This window comes from Microbacterium sp. GXF6406 (assembly GCF_054798215.1).
On record NZ_JBSJZH010000002.1, the window covers coordinates 210363 to 229156 of the forward strand.

At 69.0% G+C, this 18794-nt stretch carries 19 protein-coding genes; 8 read left to right on the forward strand and 11 right to left on the reverse strand.

The window, feature by feature from the left end; translation table 11 throughout:
* Window positions 1-50 precede the first annotated feature (50 nt).
* On the reverse strand, window positions 51-2015 hold the full coding sequence (locus ACWAUG_RS02585; RefSeq protein WP_460801018.1) for a M13 family metallopeptidase: 1965 nt from the start codon (window positions 2013-2015) through the stop codon (window positions 51-53).
* A gap of 97 nt (window positions 2016-2112) precedes the next feature.
* Here ACWAUG_RS02585 and ACWAUG_RS02590 point away from each other — a divergent pair, with 97 nt between their 5' ends.
* Genes ACWAUG_RS02590 through ACWAUG_RS02600 form a run of 3 tightly spaced genes read left to right on the forward strand, consistent with a single transcriptional unit; the run spans window position 2113 to window position 5376 of the window.
* Window positions 2113-3099 carry a diaminopimelate dehydrogenase gene (locus ACWAUG_RS02590; RefSeq protein ID WP_460801020.1) on the forward strand — a complete coding sequence of 329 codons (987 nt, stop codon included), beginning with the start codon at window positions 2113-2115 and terminating at the stop codon, window positions 3097-3099.
* 38 nt (window positions 3100-3137) lie between these two features.
* The gene (locus tag ACWAUG_RS02595; RefSeq protein ID WP_460801022.1) at window positions 3138-4457 is read left to right on the forward strand and encodes an MATE family efflux transporter; all 1320 of its coding nucleotides are present in this window, start codon (window positions 3138-3140) and stop codon (window positions 4455-4457) included.
* 43 nt (window positions 4458-4500) lie between these two features.
* Window positions 4501-5376: a hypothetical protein gene (locus ACWAUG_RS02600; protein WP_460801024.1), complete on the forward strand. Its 876-nt coding sequence runs from the start codon at window positions 4501-4503 to the stop codon at window positions 5374-5376.
* A 3-nt stretch (window positions 5377-5379) separates the two neighbouring features.
* Here the strand turns inward: ACWAUG_RS02600 and ACWAUG_RS02605 are convergent, their stop codons facing one another.
* Window positions 5380-5994: a TrmH family RNA methyltransferase gene (locus ACWAUG_RS02605; RefSeq protein ID WP_460801025.1), complete on the reverse strand. Its 615-nt coding sequence runs from the start codon at window positions 5992-5994 to the stop codon at window positions 5380-5382.
* A gap of 100 nt (window positions 5995-6094) precedes the next feature.
* The gene (locus ACWAUG_RS02610) at window positions 6095-8431 is read right to left on the reverse strand and encodes a S1 family peptidase (protein ID WP_460801027.1); all 2337 of its coding nucleotides are present in this window, start codon (window positions 8429-8431) and stop codon (window positions 6095-6097) included.
* A 188-nt stretch (window positions 8432-8619) separates the two neighbouring features.
* On the opposite strand from ACWAUG_RS02610, the gene ACWAUG_RS02615 reads away from it, so the two are divergent.
* From ACWAUG_RS02615 to ACWAUG_RS02625, 3 genes are read left to right on the forward strand one after another with little or no spacing between them, the layout of a single operon-like run.
* Entirely contained in the window at window positions 8620-9252 is a 633-nt protein-coding gene (locus ACWAUG_RS02615; RefSeq protein ID WP_460801029.1) for a metal-dependent transcriptional regulator, read from the forward strand.
* Between the two features lie 30 nt (window positions 9253-9282).
* Complete coding sequence (locus ACWAUG_RS02620) at window positions 9283-10074, forward strand: HAD-IIA family hydrolase (RefSeq protein WP_460801031.1); 792 nt, start codon at window positions 9283-9285, stop codon at window positions 10072-10074.
* 2 nt (window positions 10075-10076) lie between these two features.
* Window positions 10077-10235 carry a hypothetical protein gene (locus ACWAUG_RS02625; protein ID WP_460801033.1) on the forward strand — a complete coding sequence of 53 codons (159 nt, stop codon included), beginning with the start codon at window positions 10077-10079 and terminating at the stop codon, window positions 10233-10235.
* Between the two features lie 8 nt (window positions 10236-10243).
* On the opposite strand, the gene ACWAUG_RS02630 is transcribed toward ACWAUG_RS02625, so the two are convergent.
* The 6 genes from ACWAUG_RS02630 to pyrE all read right to left on the reverse strand — a co-directional run bounded on the left by ACWAUG_RS02630 (window position 10244) and on the right by pyrE (window position 16162).
* A complete protein-coding gene (locus ACWAUG_RS02630; RefSeq protein ID WP_460801034.1) occupies window positions 10244-11146 on the reverse strand; it encodes an ROK family protein in 903 nt (300 codons plus the stop codon).
* Window positions 11143-12060: a carbohydrate ABC transporter permease gene (locus tag ACWAUG_RS02635; RefSeq protein WP_460801035.1), complete on the reverse strand. Its 918-nt coding sequence runs from the start codon at window positions 12058-12060 to the stop codon at window positions 11143-11145. Before ACWAUG_RS02635 ends, ACWAUG_RS02630 begins: the two co-directional genes overlap by 4 nt.
* Window positions 12057-12947: a carbohydrate ABC transporter permease gene (locus tag ACWAUG_RS02640; RefSeq protein ID WP_460801037.1), complete on the reverse strand. Its 891-nt coding sequence runs from the start codon at window positions 12945-12947 to the stop codon at window positions 12057-12059. The genes ACWAUG_RS02635 and ACWAUG_RS02640 overlap by 4 nt, the downstream gene beginning before the upstream one ends.
* 89 nt (window positions 12948-13036) lie before the next feature.
* Window positions 13037-14314, reverse strand: a complete 1278-nt coding sequence (locus ACWAUG_RS02645) for an ABC transporter substrate-binding protein (RefSeq protein WP_460801039.1) — start codon at window positions 14312-14314, stop codon at window positions 13037-13039.
* 122 nt (window positions 14315-14436) lie between these two features.
* Window positions 14437-15522: a LacI family DNA-binding transcriptional regulator gene (locus tag ACWAUG_RS02650; RefSeq protein ID WP_460801041.1), complete on the reverse strand. Its 1086-nt coding sequence runs from the start codon at window positions 15520-15522 to the stop codon at window positions 14437-14439.
* An 82-nt stretch (window positions 15523-15604) separates the two neighbouring features.
* A complete protein-coding gene (gene pyrE, locus ACWAUG_RS02655; protein ID WP_460801042.1) occupies window positions 15605-16162 on the reverse strand; it encodes an orotate phosphoribosyltransferase in 558 nt (185 codons plus the stop codon).
* 80 nt (window positions 16163-16242) lie between these two features.
* Between pyrE and ACWAUG_RS02660 the strand changes: the two genes are divergently transcribed.
* Both ACWAUG_RS02660 and ACWAUG_RS02665 read left to right on the forward strand, forming a co-directional pair.
* Window positions 16243-16779 carry a YbhB/YbcL family Raf kinase inhibitor-like protein gene (locus ACWAUG_RS02660; RefSeq protein ID WP_460801044.1) on the forward strand — a complete coding sequence of 179 codons (537 nt, stop codon included), beginning with the start codon at window positions 16243-16245 and terminating at the stop codon, window positions 16777-16779.
* A 53-nt stretch (window positions 16780-16832) separates the two neighbouring features.
* Entirely contained in the window at window positions 16833-17678 is an 846-nt protein-coding gene (locus tag ACWAUG_RS02665) for an exodeoxyribonuclease III (protein ID WP_460801046.1), read from the forward strand.
* Between the two features lie 34 nt (window positions 17679-17712).
* Here ACWAUG_RS02665 and ACWAUG_RS02670 read toward each other — a convergent pair whose 3' ends face one another.
* Window positions 17713-18339 (reverse strand): dihydrofolate reductase family protein, encoded by a 627-nt coding sequence (locus ACWAUG_RS02670; protein ID WP_460801048.1) that lies wholly within the window; start codon window positions 18337-18339, stop codon window positions 17713-17715.
* Window positions 18339-18773 carry a VOC family protein gene (locus ACWAUG_RS02675; RefSeq protein WP_460801049.1) on the reverse strand — a complete coding sequence of 145 codons (435 nt, stop codon included), beginning with the start codon at window positions 18771-18773 and terminating at the stop codon, window positions 18339-18341. The genes ACWAUG_RS02670 and ACWAUG_RS02675 overlap by 1 nt, the downstream gene beginning before the upstream one ends.
* Between the last annotated feature and the right edge of the window lie 21 nt (window positions 18774-18794).

The following is an 18794-nucleotide window of genomic DNA, read 5'->3' on the forward strand; positions in this document are numbered from 1 at the left end:
CTGGCTATCGTAGCCCTGCATACCCGCCCAGCGTCACCACCTGTGGAAAATCACCAGATCGTCACCCGCTCGTCGCTCGGCAGGTAGAGGCCATCGCCCTCCGTGACGCCGAACGCCTCGTAGAAGACGTCGATGTTGCGCACGATCTGGTTGCAGCGGAACTCGTTCGGCGAGTGAGGGTCGATCGTGAGCAGACGGATCGTCTCGGCCTCGCGGCTCTTCTGCTGCCAGACCTGGGCCCAGCTCAGGAGCAGTCGCTGCACGCCGGTCAGCCCGTCGATCACCGGGTCGTCTGCTCCGCGGAGCGAGAGCTCATAGGCCTTCAACGCGATACCGAGGCCGCCGAGGTCGCCGATGTTCTCGCCGATCGTCAGCGCACCGTTGACGGTGTGCTCGTCGGCGAGCCCTGCGGGGACGAGCGCGTCGTACTGGGCGATGAGAGCGGCGGTGCGCTGTTCGAACGCCGCACGGTCGGCGTCGGTCCACCAGTCCTCGAGCTTGCCGGTGCCGTCATAACGGCTGCCCTGGTCGTCGAAACCGTGGCCGATCTCATGGCCGATCACCGCGCCGATGCCGCCGTAGTTGGCGGCTGCGTCGCGCTCGACGTCGAAGAACGGGTACTGCAGGATCGCCGCGGGGAAAACGATCTCGTTCATCGACGGGTTGTAATACGCGTTCACCATCTGCGGCGGCATGTGCCACTCGGTGCGGTCGATGGGAGCGCCGACCTTGTCGATGTTGCGGTCGTGCTCGAACGTCGAGGCCCGTCGGACGTTGCCGAACAGATCGGCGTCGTCGATCTCGAGGGCGGAGTAGTCGCGCCATACCTCGGGGTGCCCGATCTTCGGGGTGAACGCGTCGAGCTTCGCGAGCGCGCGCTCACGCGTATCGGGGCTCATCCACTCGAGCGTCGCGATGCTCTGCCGGTAGGCCTCGATGAGGTTCGCGACGAGCTCGTCCATCGCGGCCTTCGCCGTGGGCGGGTAGTGCCGCTCGACGTAGACCTTTCCGATCGCCTCGCCGAGTGCGCCTTCGGTGAGCGAGACGCCGCGCTTCCAGCGCTCGCGGATCGTCGGCACGCCGGTGAGCTCGGTGCCGTAGAAGGAGAAGTTCTCCTGCACGAACGCGGCAGGAAGGTAGGGGGCCGCGGCGTGCACGGCCTGAGCGCGCAGCCAGTCCTTCCACGCATCGAGACGCTCGGCGACGAGCAGGCCGCCGAGGCCGGCGAAGAAGCTCGGCTGCGAGACGACGATCTCATCGAAGGCTGCGGTATTGGTCGGTGCGACGGCTTCGCGCCACCCGGCGAGGTCGACGCCGACGAGGGCCTGCAGCTCGTCCCACGTCTGCAGGTTGTACGTCTCGACCGCGTCGCGGCTGCGTACGTTGTCCCAGTGGTGGGCGGCGAGCTCGGTCTCGAGCGCGATGGCGCGATCTGCGCGTGCCGCGGCGTCATCGAGGCCGGCGAGCGCGAGGAGCCGTTCGAGGTGCGCGCGGTAGGCGGTGCGCGTCTCGGCGAAGTTTTCGAGACGGTAATAGCTCTCATCGGGCAGGGAGAGGCCTGCCTGAACGAGGATCGGCACGTATCGCTCGGGGTTTCCCGGGTCGCCGTCGATGTAGAGGCCGATGAGGTGGGCGCGACCGTCGCGCTCGTAGGCGCCGGCGAGGCTCAGAAGTGCCGGGATGCCGTCGATCCCGTCGATCTCGGCGAGGGTCTGCGCGAGCGGGGAGATGCCGTCGGCGTCGATGCGCTCGGTGTTCATGAAGCTCGTGAACAGATCGCCGATCTTGCGCTCGAGCGTGCCCGCGGCCGCGTTCTGCGATTCTTCGATGATGGTGCGCACGTCGTCCTGCGCCTGTTCGGCGAGGAGGTGGAAGGACCCCCAGCGCGCCTTGTCGTCGGGGATCTCGGTGCGGTCGAGCCACCGCCCGTTGACGTATCGGTAGAGGTCGTCCTGCGGACGGATCTCGGTGCTGAACTCTTCGGTCGCCAGACCTGCGGGAAGGACATCAGTCATGCATCCACTCTATGCGCGGCATCCGACATCGCCCCGGCATCCACAGACGTCTTCGATACGCTGGTTTCTTCCGCCGTCCGAGAAGGAGCCCGCCCGCATGACCACCCAGATCCGCATCGGAATCGTCGGCTACGGCAACCTCGGCCGCGGTGTCGAGGCAGCCATCGAGCGCAGCGAGGACATGACTCTCGTCGGCGTCTACACCCGCCGCGATCCCTCCGACGTCGCGACGCGCGGCAGCGATGTGGCCGTGCACCGGATGGAGGCCCTCGACGAGGCATCCGACGACATCGATGTGCTGATCCTCTGCGGCGGCTCGAAGAACGACCTGCCCGTGCAGTCGCCCGCCCTCGCCGCCCGCTTCAACCTCGTCGACAGCCTCGACACGCACGCGCGCATCCCCGAGCACTTCGCGGCGGTCGACGCCACGGCGCGCCCCGCCGGCACCACGGCGCTGATCTCCGCCGGCTGGGACCCGGGGATGTTCTCCCTCAACCGCGTCTTCGGCGAGGCTCTGCTGCCCGATGGAGACACCTACACGTTCTGGGGACGCGGCCTCAGCCAGGGCCATTCCGACGCGATCCGCCGGGTTGCGGGCGTCGCCGGCGGCGTTCAGTACACCCTGCCGAGCGAGGATGCCGTCGCGGCCGTCCGCCGCGGAGACCGCCCGGAGCTCACCACCCGCCAGAAGCACACGCGCGAGTGCTTCGTCGTGCTCGCCGAGGGCGCCGATCCCGCGGTCGTCCGCGAGGCGATCGTGACGATGCCCGACTACTTCGCCGACTACGACACGACGGTCACGTTCATCAGCGCCGAGGAGCTCGCCCGCGACCACGCGGCCATGCCGCACGGCGGTTTCGTGATCCGCAGCGGCGTGACCGGAGACGGGGCGACGCAGACGATCGAGTACGGCCTGACGCTCGGCAGCAACCCGGAGTTCACGGCGAGCGTTCTCGTCGCCTACGCCCGTGCCGTGCACCGCATGAACGCCGACGGCCAGGTCGGCGCGCGCACGGTCTACGACGTCGCGCCCGGCCTCCTGTCGCCGAAGTCTCCCGAGCAGCTGCGCGCCGAGCTCCTCTGATCCCCGTCCTTGTCCGCACCCCTCGTTAGGCTCGTGGGGTGAGCAGACCTCTGACGCTGAACCGCGAGATCCTGCGGCTGGCGGTGCCGGCGCTGGGCGCGCTCGTCGCCGAGCCGGCGTTCCTGATGGTGGATGCCGCGCTCGTCGGGCATCTCGGAACAGTGCCCCTGGCGGGGCTGGGCATCGCGAGCGCCGTGCTGCAGACGATCGTCGGGCTGATGGTGTTCCTCGCCTACTCGACGACCCCGGCAGTCGCCCGCCGGTTCGGCGCCGGCGAGCACAAGGGCGCCGTCTCCGTCGGCATCGACGGCATGTGGCTGGCGCTGGGGCTCGGCGCGGTTCTGGCGATGGTCGGCGCGCTGTCCTCGCGGACGCTCGTCGACCTGTTCGGAGCATCGGCCGCGGTCTCGGAGCAGGCCGACACCTATCTGGTCATCAGCATGTGGGGTCTGCCGGCGATGCTCATCGTGTTCGCGGCGACCGGCCTGCTACGCGGCATGCAGGACACGGTGACCCCGCTGTGGATCGCGGGCTTCGGCTTCGCCGCCAACGCCCTGCTGAATCTGCTGTTCATCTACGGCTTCGGCTGGGGCATCGCCGGATCCGCGATCGGCACCGTCACAGCGCAGTGGGCGATGGTCGCGGCATACGTCATCATCATCGGCCGCCTCGCGCGCAGGCACGAGGCCTCGGTGCGCCCGCAGCGCGACGGCGTGCGCGGATCAGCCCGCTCGGGCGGCTGGCTGTTCCTGCGCACCGTCAGTCTGCGTCTCGCTCTTCTTCTCACCGTCAGCGCGGCGACGGGTCTCGGCACGGACGAGCTGGCCGGCTGGCAGGTCGTGTTCACGATCTTCTCGGCCGCCGCCTTCGCATTGGATGCCCTGGCGATCGCCGCGCAGGCGCTGATCGGCAAGGGCCTCGGGGCGGGCGATCTGCCCGGTGTGAAGAAGATCCTCGGCCGCACGGTCGCCTGGGGCGCGTGGTTCGGCGTGGCCGTCGGAGCAGTCATCGCCGCGCTCTCCGGCCTGATCGGCCTCGCCTTCACCGGCGATGCAGAGCTCGCCCGGCTCATCATGCCGGCGCTGCTCGTGCTGGCCGTGGCGCAGCCCGTCGCCGGGATCGTCTTCGTGCTCGACGGCGTGCTCATGGGGTCCGGCGATGTCCGCTATCTCGCGCTTGCCGGCGTCCTCAACCTCGTGCCGTTCCTCCCGGCGCTGTGGATCATCGTGGCTGTCGGAGTCACCGGCACCGCGGGTGTCACCTGGCTGGCCGTCGCGTTCTTCGGCGTCTTCATGCTCGCCCGTTTCGCAACGCTCGGATGGCGGGTGAAGACCGGCCGATGGTTGAGCCGGGCGTGACGCCACGATGCCGCAGGCGAGGGGCATCCGTCAGACTGGATCCATGATTTCTCCGTGGCCGCACGACTCCCGCACAGTCGAGCAGTGGCTGCACGCGACGCTGTGCTCCTGGTCGACAGCAGATCAAGAAACGCGACTGCACGGCCTCGAGCGCATGCGCATCGATGCAACACTCGACGGCCTCGACCTGCGCCGGCTCTACCTCGACGCCCGCGATCTCGATCTGCGAGTCGAAGTGCAGCCGGAGGATTCACCGGGCACGCGCTCGGAGGCGACGACCGAAGAACCGGAGCCTCTCATGCGCGCGAGCGGGCTGCTCAGGGAGTTCCGCTTGCATGCTTCCCCGCTCCGCTTAGAAGGAGCGCCGATCGACGTCGATCTGCGTGCACGGGACGTCCCGATCGAATGGGCCGTGTTCGCCGAGCCGCTCGTGAAGAACGAACCGGCCAGCGACCGGATGCTCGCCCCTCGCGCCGCCGGCGGACGGGCGTCCCTCGACGCGTCGATGCGCACGGCCGACATCGCCCCGCTGATCGCCGAGATCGCTCGGCCGTTCCTCGCGCAGGCCGATATCGCTCTGCGCAGCGTCTCGCTCGATGTGCGGGGCTCGGGGGCCTCTCGACTCACAATCCGTGCGTCAGCGCGGGTGCGATGGAAGCTGCTGACCGCATCGGTGTCGGCCAGCGTGAAATTGCGCGTGTCGCCGGATGCTGTCGTCGAAGTTCGATCACTGAAGATCCGCAGCCGCAATCCGCTCATCGCCATCGCGCTGCTCTTCGCACGGACGCATATCAACGATGCCGTCGGCGAAAGCCTCGACCTCAACGCGGGGTTCTCGGCCGCAGGCGTGAGCGGGCGCTTTCACAGCGTCTCGATCACGGGCGGTGAGCGCGTCGTGCTCTCGGCCCGGTTCGGCTGAGGCTCAGGCGTAGCGCCGGCACCACTCGTACATGATGACGGCGCCCGCGGCGCTGGCGTTGATCGAGCGGGTCGAGCCGTACTGGGTGATCTCGATGTGCCCGGATGCCGCGGCGAGGGCTTCCGGGGTGAGACCCGGGCCCTCCTGGCCGAACAGCAGGACGCAGTGCTCGGGGAGCTCAGCCCGGTCGACGGGGACCGCGCCATCGACGTTGTCTACGGCGATGATCGGAAGTCCCTCACCGGCGGCCCATGTGGCGAAGGAGTCGACGTCTTCGTGGTGGAGGACGTGCTGGTAGCGGTCGGTGACCATGGCTCCGCGCTTGTTCCAGCGGCGGCGACCGATGATGTGCACGGTGTCGGCGAGGAACGCGTTCGCGCTGCGCACGATCGAGCCGATGTTCATGTCGTGCTGCCAGTTCTCGATCGCCACGTGGAAGCCGTGCCGCTTCGTGTCGAGGTCGGCGACGATGGCCTCCATCGTCCAGTACCGGTAGCGGTCGATGACGTTGCGGGTGTCGCCGTTCGCGAGCAGCTCGGGGTCGTACCAGTCGCCCTCCGGCCACTCGCCCTCCCAGGGGCCGAGGCCGTGGGTGGTGCGCTCAGGGGTTTCGGTCACTCAGCAAGCGTAGTCCGGATGCTGCGGCGACCCGTCGCCGGGAACGTGAGAGGCCGGTGAGCGGTCACCGCTCACCGGCCTCTCATCGAATCACGGGGATTCAGGCGTAGCGACGACGCCAGGTGAAGAACACCGCGATGCCGCCGAGCAGCAGCAGGACGGATGCCGTCAGCACGTACGGCGTGACGCTCTCGCCACCGGTCGTGGCCAGCTCGTCGCCCGCAGGGGTCTGAGCGGCCGGAGCCGCCGCAATGTCGTCGCCCGGAGTCTCATCGACGGCCGGGCCTGTCGGAGCATCCGGGTCCACAGGAGCCGGATCCACCGGGTCAACCGGGTCAACCGGATCAACCGGATCCACAGGGTCAACCGGGTCAACCGGATCCACAGGGTCAACCGGGTCAACCGGATCAACCGGATCCACAGGGTCAACCGGGTCAACCGGGTCAACCGGGTCCACCGGATCCACAGGGTCAACCGGGTCCACCGGATCCACAGGGTCAACCGGATCCACCGGATCGTCATCCGCCTCGACGGTGAAGTCGACCGAAGCGGCAACCGAGGTCTCAGCGTTGAAGGTCTGCGTGACGGAGAGCACGTACGATCCGGTGCCATCGGTGGCGATCGTCTCGGTCCAGGTGCCGTCTGCGGCGACCGCGGCGTGAGCCTCGACGGTCGCACCGATGGCCGCCTGCGACAGCGCGGCCGCGCCGAGCGCACCGGTGACGGGAGCCTTGTCGCTGACGACGACCGTGACGGTCGCGCCCGGCAGAGCCGTTCCGGACACCGTGGTCGGAGCATCCGTCGCGGTGAAGACCGCATCGGCGGCGATCGAGGTGATCACGGGCGAATCGGGGGCGACGCGCACCGTGAGGGTCGCGGTCGGCGAAGGGACACCGGCGACGGTCTGCGTGATCGAGAGCGTGTACGAGCCGATCGAGAGGTCGACGTCCGCGCTCCACGTGCCGTCTGCGGCCACCGTCGCCTCGCCGAGTCCGGCGATCGTGATCACCGCTCCGGGAGTTCCCGTGCCCGTCAGCGCGACGGTTCCCTCGGTGCCGCCGACGGCCACGACCGTCTCCGGGCCGGTGACGACCGGCGCGGCAACAGCCTCGGGCTGCACCGTGATCGCGAACGCGACCGGCTCGGAGCGGCTGAAGCCGTTGACCGCGGTCAGCTCGTAGGAGTACGTTCCGGGTGCCATCGGCGCGGTCAGGGCTGCCGCGCCCTTGTCGACCGCGATGCTCGCGGAGGCATCGCCCGAAATCTCGAGCTCGAGGGCGTTGCTCGGCATCGCGACGGTGACGGCCGATCCGGCGTCCACCGTCGCCCCCGATGCGATCGCGGGAGCCGGCTCATCGATGTCGAGGGCGATCGTGTATCCGCCGGTCAGCTCGAGAGCGTCGTCCAGGCGCGTGTACCAGGCCCAGTCATCGCCCTGCGCAGGCGTCTCGCCCGGCCCGCCGCTGACGATGCCGACGGCGTTGTTGCCCTGGAAGACCGCACCGCCACTATCACCGCTGGAGGTCTCAGCACCGCCCAGGAAGCCGTGCACCCACTTGCCGGAGACCTGCAGGTAGCCGTCGAGCATCTCGATCTCGCCGATGCTGCCGTCCGTGTACGGCATCTTCACCTTCGTGCTGCCGGTGCTGAAGCCGGTCGTGCGACCCGACTTCGAGACCGTGCCGGAGACGGGGTCGGAGACGCCCGTGATGGCGATCGTGCTCGCCGCGAGGTCGTTCGCGGCCGACGTCGTCCAGTCGGTGACGGCCGGCAGCAGGTTCAGGTTCGTGTTCGTGATGTCGATGACCGCGATGTCCGTCGACGTCGGAGTGTTGTCCGCACCCGGGGTGTTGCCCGGGCCGCCGAACTGCGAGAAGCCGAACTTTCCGGCGAGCGCCGTGCCGTTGGACTCGATGCCCTTCCCACCGCCGGCCGTGTCGCCGGTGGGCTTGGTGAGGTGCACGAAGTCGTTCGTGCCATTGCCGCCGCAGTGGCCGGCGGTGATGAGAGCGGGTGCGCCCGTCGGGCTCCAGGCGGTGAAGCCGATCGAGCACAGAGCGACCTGACCGGCCAACTGCTCGGTCGGCACGCCGGCGTATCCGGCTCCGCCGACGACGTCGGTGTTCGCCCGTGCGACGACCTCGCCGAGGTACGCCACCTTGTCGACGTCGAGCTTGTCGGTGAAGGCCACGAGGGCGTCATCGCCGATGTAAGTCTCGTTGACGAAGACGACCGAGTCGCCATCCGTCGTCCGACCGTAGCCGACGACGCTGTCCTCGTCACGGGTCTCGGTCAGGATCTCGGCTGCGGCGGTCGCCGCGAGCGCGATCGGATCCGCCGGAGCGGTGTCTTCTGCGGAGGCCGGCGCGGCAGCCAGAAGACTGCCGAGGCCGACGGTGAATGCCGCGGCAAGCGCGACAGGACGTCGTGAACGCACGAGTACTGCTCCCAGTATGGGTAGAGGGGGGATTCGGGTGAGATCTCGGCACTGCCTCGGGTGACCCGTGGGTAGCGGGACGACAGCGGAATCCGATGATCTGTTTCCGACTGTAGCGGAACACCGGCTCACGCCCGGGCGTGTCCTAGCGCCGCCGGATCACGCGGCCCTCGGCGTAGGGTGGAGCCGTGGCATCCCCAGCAGCAGACGACTACCTCAAGACCGTTTACGCGCACACCGAATGGCAGGATGCCCCGATCACGCCGTCGCAGCTCGCGGGCAAGCTGGGCATCGCCCCCTCGAGCGTCACCGAGATGGTGAAGAAGCTCGCCGCCGCCGGTCTCGTCTCGCACGTGCCCTACGGCGCCGTGCGCCTGACCGAGGCGGGCACGACCCGCGCCCTGCAGATGACCCGCCGTCACCGACTGATCGAGACGTGGCTCGTGCGCGAATTCGGCTACGGGTGGCACGAGGTGCACGACGAGGCCGAGGTGCTCGAGCACACCATCAGCGACCGTCTGCTCGAGGGAATCGACGCGCTTCTGGGCCGCCCCCGCTTCGACCCGCACGGCGATGCGATCCCCGACGCCGACGGCTCCGTCGAGCGCGTCCCCTTCGTGCTCCTCGCGGATGCCGCCGCCGGGCACACCGGCCGCGTGCTGCGCGTGAGCGACGTCGACCCCGACCTGCTCTGCCTCCTGCAGGACGCCGGCATCGTCGTCGGCGCAGAGGTTCGCTCGACCACCACCGGCATCGCGGTCGACGACGCCGAGATCGAGCTGCCGGACGGCGCCGCCGACAACATCTGGCTCACGGCGTAGCATCCGCCCCCGAGCCAATAGGCTGGGGCCATGGTTGAACGCGCTGAGATCGAATGCTGGCTCACCGACATGGACGGCGTCCTCGTCCATGAGAACGACGCCATCCCGGGTGCCGCCGAGCTGCTCGCCGGCTGGGAAGCGACCGAGACGCCCTACCTGGTGCTCACGAACAACTCCATCTTCACGGCGCGCGACCTCTCGGCACGCCTGCGCGCCAGCGGCCTGAACGTTCCCGAGGACCGCATCTGGACCTCGGCCCTCGCCACCGCAGATTTCCTCGCGCACCAGAAGCCCGGCGGCTCGGCGTTCGTCATCGGCGAGGCCGGCATCCTCACGGCCCTGCACGATGCGGGCTTCATCATGACCGAGACGAACCCGGACTTCGTCGTGGTCGGCGAGACGCGCAACTACTCCTTCGACGCCATCACCAAGGCGATCCGCCTGATCAACAAGGGTGCGCGCTTCATCGCGACGAACCCGGATGCCACGGGCCCGAGCATCGAGGGCCCGATGCCCGCGACCGGCGCGATCTCGGCGCTCATCACCAAGGCCACCGGCAAGGAGCCGTACGTGGTCGGCAAGCCGAACCCGATGATGTTCCGTTCGGCCCTGAACAAGATCGGCGCACACTCCAAGCGCACCGGCATGATCGGCGATCGCATGGACACCGATGTCGTCGCCGGCATCGAGGCAGGTCTGCACACCGTGCTCGTCCTCACCGGAATCAGCGACCAGGCCGAGATCGAGAAGTACCCCTTCCGCCCGAGCGAGATCGTGAACTCGGTGGCGGATCTGCTGCCCGGGGCCTCCGTCCAGGAGTGACCATGACGCAGCAGGATCTGCTGTTCCTCGTTCTCATCCTGATCGGGCTGAGCTCGCTCACGATCGTCGTCGTGCAGATGGTGCGCTCGCGCCGCGGGCGCGATGACGGCCGCTCCGGCAACTGGTGGGAAGGCCCCTGGGACGAGGACGACCGGCGCTGAGCGGTCGCCTACCGCAGGACGAGGGCGGCGGCGCCGATGAGCGGCCCCTCATCGCCCAGCGCCGAGCGCACCACGCGCGCGGCTCGCGAGTACTCGTGGGCCGCGGATGCCCGCAGCGCTGCTTCGACGAGATCGATGTAATCATCGGAGACGCGGGAGAACCCGCCGCCGATCGCGATCATGTCGAGGTCGACGAGGGTCGCGGCATCCGCGAGCGCCTCGCCGACGGCCTGCGCCGAGCGCTCGATCGCGGCCCGTGCGATGGCGTCGCCGGATGCCGCTTCGCGGGCAAGGTCCTCGCCGGTCGCGCCCGCCCAGCCCTGCGACTGCGCCCAGGCCGCGCTCGCCGGCCCGGAGGCGATCTCCTCGAGCGTCAGCCCGTCTTGGCGGCGCACCTGCCCGAGGTGCCCGGCGTTGCCGGACGCCCCCGGCGCATAGGCGCCGTCCATGACGAATCCGCCGCCGATCCCCGTGGAGACGACGATCGACAGCGACGACTTCGCGCCCCTCGTCGCGCCGAGCCAGGACTCGGCGAGCGCGAGCGCACCGCCGTCGTGGCCGAAGGCGATGGGCACCGGACCGCCGAGGATGCCGGATGCCGCGCGCGTAACCGCATCCGCGAGCCGGTACCCTCGGGCATCCGGCATGTTGACGGGGAAGATGCGCCCCGAAGCGCGATCCACGGGTCCGGCGCTGCCGATTCCGGCGCCGATGAGCTCGGCGTCCTCGGGCATGCGGGACAGCGCATGCACGACGACGGCGGCCAGCGCGTCGTCCAGCGATGCCGCCGACGCGGCTCTGCCGGTCTCGCGCCGGCTGCGGCTGCCCCGGATGATCGAGCCGGCATCCGTGACGAGGGCGCCCTCGAGCTTCGTGCCGCCGACGTCGACGGCCAGTGCCACCCCCGTCATGATTTGACGGAACCGCTCATGAGACCGCCGATGAAGTACTTGCCGAGCAGGATGTAGACGATGAGCGTCGGAACCGAGGCGATGAGCGCACCGGCCATCGCAGCGCCGTAGTTCGCCAGCTGCGCGCCCTGCGACAGGTTCACGAGCGCGAGCGAGACCGGCCCGCCCTGCACGTTCGTGAGGAACAGCGCGAACAGGTAGTCGTTCCACGCGGAGGTGAACTGCCAGATGATCGTGACGACGAAACCGGGCAGCGACAGCGGCAGCACGATGCGCCAGTACGTGCCGAGCATCCCGGCGCCATCGACCCGGGAGGCCTCCATGAGCTCGTGCGGGATCGAGGCGTAGTAGTTGCGGAAGATGAGCGTGCAGATCGGCAGGCCGTAGATGATGTGCACGATCAGCAGCGTCGAGATGTCGCTCGGCAGGCCGAGCGAGGTCTTCATCTGCACGAGCGGGGTCATGATCGCCTGGTAGGGGATGAACATGCCGAAGAGGATGAAGGTGAACACGAGGTCGGCGTGCGGGAACCGCCAGCGCGAGAGCACGAATCCGTTCATCGAGCCGAGCATCGCCGAGATGAGCGAGGCGGGGATCGCGAGGAGGAAGGTGCGTCCGAGGGGTGCGGCCAGCGCGGCCCAGGCGGCCTTCCAGTTGTCGAACCCGGTTGCTCCGCCCTCGGTCGCCGATTCCCACGGCCAGCGCACGGGCAGGTTCCATGAGGTGCCGGGGCTGACGTCGCTCGGCGGCTTCAGGCTCGTCACGACGAGCACGTAGACGGGCATGAGCACGACGATGACGAACGCGATGAGCAGGACGTACTTCGCGGTGCGGCCCAGGCGCCTGCGGCCACGACCGGATGCCGCGGGGGCGACCGTGCGGACCGGAGCGGTGAGTTCGGTGCTGACGCTCATCGGGCGTTCCTCTCGGCACGGGCCGTGTGGACCAGGTAGGGGATGATGAACACGCACACGAGCACGAGCAGGACGGTGGCGATGGCCGCCGCCTTCGCGTAGTCGTTCGAGGTGAGCGCGACCCACATGTAGGTGTGGGGCACCTCGGTCTGGAAGATCGATCCGGTCACCGACATGATGAGGTCGAACACCTTCAGAGACATGTGCGCGACGATGACGAGCGCCGACAGGGCGACGGGGCTCAGCTGCGGGAAGATCACGTGCCGGTAGAGCTGCCATTCGGTCGCTCCGTCCATGCGGGCGGCTTCGCGCAGCTCATCGGGGATGCCGCGGAACCCCGAGAGGAACAGCGCCATGACGTAGCCGGAGAGCTGCCAGATGGCGGGCATCGCGATCGCGGCCATGCCCCAGATCGGGGTGTTCCACCATGAGTTCTGCAGGAAGCCGAGCCCCATGCCCTCGAGCAGACGGTTCAGCCCGGATGCGCGGTCGCCCTCGGCGGAGTTCAGCAGCCAGCGCCAGACGACGCCGGATGCCACGAACGACACCGCCATCGGGAAGAGGTAGATGCTGCGGAACACGCCCTCGGCGCTCACGCCTTTGTCGAGGATCCACGCCCAGAGGAATCCGAAGAGCATCGTGCCGACGATGAACACGACCGTGAAGACGGCGAGGTTGGCGAGCGAGTGCAGGAAGCGGTCCTCCTGCAGCAGCGAGATGAAGTTGTCGAGCCCGACGAACTCGGTCGCCGGCTGCAGCGAGTGCCGGTTCGTCATCGCCACCTGCACGTTCATGCCGATGAGCCCGTAGACGAAGATGCCGAGGACGATGATCGTCGGCGAGATGAGGAGCAGAGGCGGCCCCCAGTTGCGGATGCCCTTGTGCATCGCGTGTCCCTTCTGCCGCGCGGTGCGCGGGCGACGGGCGGGCGGATGCCGGGACCGGGGTCCGCGGCATCCGCCCGCCGTGCCGTGTCTTAGCCGAGCGCCTTCGTCGCGGCGGCGACGAGCGCGCTCTGCAGGGAGGCGGCGTCCTTGTCCGTGCCGAACCTGCCGATCGCGGACGAAATGTCGGTCGACCAGGAGATCTTCGCGGCGGCGCCGTGCGCGAGCGAGCTGACGACGGTGTCGGTCGTCCACGATTCGATCGCGGTCTGCTGGTAGGCGCCGTAATCGGCCGGGTCGGCGTCGGTGCGCGCCGGGATCGAGCCCTTGGCCTGGTTGAAGGCCTGCTGGCCCTCTGCCGAGCTCACCGTGCGCAGCCAGTCGTGGGCGGCTTCCTCGTGCGGTGCGCCCACGGGGAGCGTGAACGAGTCGGCGAGGAAGTCGAAGGTGCCCTCGGTTCCGGCCGACGCCCACGTCGTGTACTCGGTGCCGTACGTCCAGCCGGCCTGCACGAATGCGGCCTCGGCCCAATCGCCCATGACGTTGTAGGCGGCGGCGCCGTCGATGAGGATCTGCGTGGCGGCGTCCCAGTCGAGACCGGCGAAGTCGCTGTTGACGTACTCGAGCAGGTCGCCGTAGTGGCCGATCGCGGTCGTGACGCCCGCGTCGTCCCACGAGGTCGAGCCGTCCCAGAGGCCCGAGTAGCCGTCGGCGCCGAGGTCGGCGAGCAGAACGGTCTCGAACAGCTGCATCTGGGTCCATTCGGTTCCCAGCGACAGCGGGGACCCGACGCCGGACTTCTTGACCTTCTCGAGGTCGGCGAGCCAGGCGTCGATGTCGGCCGGGGCCTTCGTCGGGTCGATGCCGGCGGCGTCGAGCAGCTCGGTGTTGACCCAGGTGACGTTGGCGCGGTGGATGTTGCTCGGCACCGAGTAGATCTTGCCGTCGACCGTGATGCGGTCGATGAGCGATGCGGGGAACACGTCGGCGAGCGACTCGTCGGCGAAGAAACCGCTGAGGTCCTGCAGTTGTCCGGCCTCGATGTAGTCGGTGAGCTCGGCGCCGGCGTGCGCCTGGAAGGAGTCCGGCGGGTCGCCGGCCTCGAGGCGGGAGGCGAGCGCCGCCTTGGCGTTCGAGCCCGCGCCGCCGGCGACCGCGGCGTTGATGAACTCGATGTCGGGGTACTGCGTGTTGAAGACGCCCACGAGCGCGTCGAGACCGATCTTCTCAGAGCCGGCCGCCCACCAGGTGAAGACCTCGACCTGATCGGCGGAGCCTCCGCCGTTGCCTTCGCCGCTCGAGCCGCTGCATCCCGCCAGCATGAGTCCTGCTGCTGCGAGACCGGCGACTGCGGCCAGTGACTTCCGCATGTGATCCTCCGTTGGATTCGCGAACACCCGCGCCCTCGGCGGGAGTCCTGCCAGCGTAGTCTGAAAACGTTGCCAGACTCAAGGGTCGGATTGTCACGATCCGGGTGTCATTCCGTCGCAGGTCAGCGATGGAATTCAGAGGCCCCGGCACCCTCGACGAGGCCCATCGCCGCGGCGGCGGATGCCGCATCCGGCGCCTGCTCGCCCGACCCGCGCACGATGAGCCGGGTGCCGAGATCGACCCGGCGCCACGGTCCCGGCAGACCGGCGATCCGCTCGAGGAGCAGCTGCGCTGCGGCATCGCCGATCGACCAGGGATCCTGCGAGATCGTCGTGGTCGGCGGCTCCATGAGCTCGGCGAGGTCGAAGTCGTCGAAGCCGACGAGCGCCGGCGAACACCCCAGCAGGCGCAGCGCCTTGAGCACGGTCTTCGTCGTGCGGCTGTTCGTCGTGAACAGCGCCGTGGGCGGCTGCGCCAGCGCGAACATCTCGCCGAGCGCCTCGACGCACACCCCGACCTCGTCCTCGACCGTCACAATGAGCGCGGGGTCGACCCGGATTCCCGCGGCGGACAGCGCGGCGGCGTAACCGTGCTGGCGCCGCTCGGAGGTGTAGCGCCCGGAGACGTGCGCGATGCAGGCGATGCGACGATGGCCCGCTGCGACGAGGTGGCGGACGGCATCGCCCGCGCCTCCTTCGTTGTCGACCATGACGATGTCGGCGGCCATTCCGATCGGCGGGCGGTCGACGAAGACGATCGGCATGCCGGCATCCCGCTCGGGCACGAGGAACGCGTGATCGGTCTCCTCGTGCGCGACGACGATGACGCCGTCGAGGCGCCGACCGAGCACGCGCCGCAGCACCCGCTCGCCCTCGCGCGGGTCGTCGCCGCTGGATGCCACGAGCACGAGCAGGTCATGGCGCTGCGCGCGGGCCTCGACCGCCGCGATCATCTCCGAGTAGAACGGGTCGGATACGCGCGTGGCGATGACGCCGATCGTGCGCGCAGAACCGGTGCGCAGCGTGTGGGCGAACTCGTTGCGGCTGTAGCCGAGCTCTCGCACCGCGCGCTCGACGGCCCGGACCTTCGACGATGTGACGCCGCCCTTGCCCGAGACCACGCGCGAGACCGTCGACAGGCCGACCTCCGCTCGTGCGGCGACGTCCTTCATCGTCGGCCGTCTGCCGCCGTCGGTGTTCTCGCCCATGCCGCCCTCCTTCTCCGGGAGGATGTCATGAAAACGTTGCCACGTCCACGGCGTCGTACAGCGGACGAGCGCGTGCAGCGGGTTACTGCGGGTCGAGCCCGAGGTCGTCGAGGTCGAAGGCTGCGAGCCACTGCAGACCCTCGGCCTCGATCGCGGCCTGCGCGCCGGTCTTGCGGTCGACGATCACGGCGACCGCGACGACCTCCGCGCCCTCGCGGCGCAGCACCTCGACGGCCTTGAGCGCCGACTGACCGGTGGTGGAGGTGTCCTCGAGCACGACGACGCGCTTGCCCGCGACGTCCGCACCCTCGATCTGACGGCCGCGGCCGTGGTCCTTGGGCTCCTTGCGCACGACGAACGCGTCGAGCGGGCGGTCGCCGGCGACCGAGGCGTGCATCACGGAGTTCGCGATGGGGTCGGCGCCGAGGGTCAGGCCGCCGACGGCGACGACGTCGAGGTCGCCGATCAGGTCGAGCATGATGCGGCCGATCGCGGGGGCGGCGCGGTGGTCGAGGGTGAGCTTGCGCATGTCGACGTAGTACGTCGCCTTCTTGCCGCTGGAGAGCGTGAAGTCGCCGTGGAACACCGCCTCGTCCTTGATGAGGGCGAGCAGGGACTGGCGGTCGGCTTCGAGAGTCACGGCATCCAGTGTATGGCTCCTGTTCCTCGGCCGTGGTCTGTCCTAGGGTGGCGGGGACGCCGGATGCCGAGGAGGCCCTCATGTTCTCGTTCGATCCCTATGCCGAGCTCGCCGAGCTGCGCCCTGTCGCGCCGCTGCAGCTGACAAGCCCCGACTTCCGCGCCGGGTCGCCGCTGCCGCTGTTCGCGTGGTCGGCGGATCGGGGCGGTGAGGATCGCGCCCCCGCGCTGGAGTGGTCGCAGCCGCCGGCGGGGACGAAGAGCATCGCGGTGAGCTGCTTCGATCCGGATGCGCCGACCGGGTCGGGTTTCTGGCATTGGGCCGCCTACGATCTGCCGGCGGGGACCATGTCGCTGCGCGGCGGCGATGGCACGACGGCGTCGCTGCCGGGCGGTGCGAAGGTGCTGCCGAACGAGGCGCGCCTGGAGCGCTTCATCGGCGCCGCCCCGCCCGCCGGCACCGGGGTTCACCGGTACTTCTTCGTCGTGGACGCCCTCGATGTTCCGGCGCTCGACATCCCGCCGGGATCGACGCCCGCGGTCCTCGGCTTCAACCGGCACTTCCACACGCTCGCGCGCGGGGTGCTGGTGGGAACCGCCGACCCGGCCGAGCGTTGACCCCCGGCGTGCGCCGGAGCGGCGTTGTCGGCGCACGCCCGTAGGCTGGATGCATGCGCCTGGCCACCTGGAACATCAACTCCATCCGCACCCGTGTCGACCGCACGGTCGAATTCCTCGTCCGTGAGGACATCGACGTGCTCGCGCTGCAGGAGATCAAGTGCAAGCCGGAGCAGTTCCCCTATGCGCAGTTCGAGGCTGCGGGCTACCAGGTCGAGGCGCACGGGCTGAACCAGTGGAACGGCGTCGCGATCGCGAGCCGCCTGCCGATGAGCGACATCGAGACGTCGTTCGCGGGTCAGCCGGGTTTCAAGAAGGGCTATGACGGGCCGGATGCTCCGCTCGAGGCCCGCGCGCTGAGCGCGACGATCGACGGGGTCAAGGTGTGGAGCCTGTACGTGCCCAACGGCCGTGCGCTCGACGACCCGCACTACGCGTACAAGCTGCACTGGCTCGACGAGCTGCGCCAGGCCGCGGCATCCGATCTGCAGCAGAACCCCGATCTGCCCCTCGCCCTCGTCGGCGACTTCAACATCATCCCGTTCCCGCAGGACAACGGCGACCCCGACATCGCCGAGGGCGTCTCCACGCATGTCTCGCCCGAGGAGCGCGCGGCGTTCTTCGCGTTCCAAGACGCCGGTCTCATCGATGTCGTGCGCCCGCTGATCCCCGAGGGCTTCACCTATTGGGACTATCAGCGCCTGAAGTTCCCGCGCAACGAGGGCATCCGCATCGACTTCGTCCTCGGCTCGCGGGCGCTCGCCGACGCCGTCAAGGGCGCGACCATCCACCGCGACGAGCGCAAGGGCACCCAGCCCAGCGACCACGTCCCGGTCGCGGTCGACCTCGATTTCGGTGGCGATGAGGACGACGACGACATGCCGATGATCTTCGCCTGACCCGGATCGGCATCAGCGACCCCGGCCGCGCGCTTCACTCCCCCATCGGCCCCGTGCGCACGGGGCCCGGTCGCGGCGCGTAACGCAGGCTCAGCGCTCCCGCATCGCCCGCCTCGGCGTGCAGAAGGCGCAGGTTCGCCGGCGCCGCGCCATCGGGGAAGACCTTCTTGCCCTGTCCCAGCACGATCGGGTACACCCACAGCTGCAGTTCGTCGAACAGGTGTTCAGCCAGCAGTGTCTGCACGAGATCTGCGGAGCCGATGACGTGCACGTCGCGATGACGCGCCCGCATGCCGGCGATCTCGGATGCCAGGTCGTCGCCGACGCGCGTCGACCCCTGCCAATCGAGCCGGATGCCACGGTCGCGAGAGGCTACGTACTTCGGCACGCTCTCGAACAACCGCCCGATCGATCCTGCACCGTCTCCTGTCGTGTGATGCGGCCAGTACCCGGCGAAGATGTCATAGGTTCGCCGGCCGAGCAGCAGTGCGTCGAGCGTCGACATCCCCTCCGCCACCCATCGGCCGACAGCAGGATCGGGCGAACCCGCCTGCCATCCGCCGTAAGGGAAGCCGCCCGTCGCATCCTCCTCGGGGCCTCCCGGCGCCTGGGCGACGCCGTCGAGCGTGGTGAACAGGTCGATGATGACGCGTCCTCCCATCAGGCCAGCCCTTCCATGTACGCCTCCGGCCCCTGCTCGGCTGCTTCTTCGGGCATGTGCATGAACTCGAGGATGTTGCCGTCCGGGTCCTCCAGCACATGCGAGTACATGAAGCCGAGGTTCTGCGGCGGTTTGGGCTCGGCACCTCCTGCAGCGAGACCGGCGGCGAGCACGGCATCCACCTCATCGCGCGATTCGCGACTGATGGCGACCATGACCTGCGCATCGCCGGACGGATCCACCACCCGTTTCGTCGTGAACGTCGCGAAGTGTTCACGGGTGAGCACCATGAAGAACACGTCGTCGCTCCAGACGACGCACGCCGCGTTCTCATCGGTGAACAGGGGGTTGATCTCGCACCCGAGGGCCGCGTAGAAGCCCTTCGCCCGGTCGAGGTCGGCGGTGGACAGATTGATGAACACCTTCGTGGACATGCGGTCTCCTCTTCTCGACTC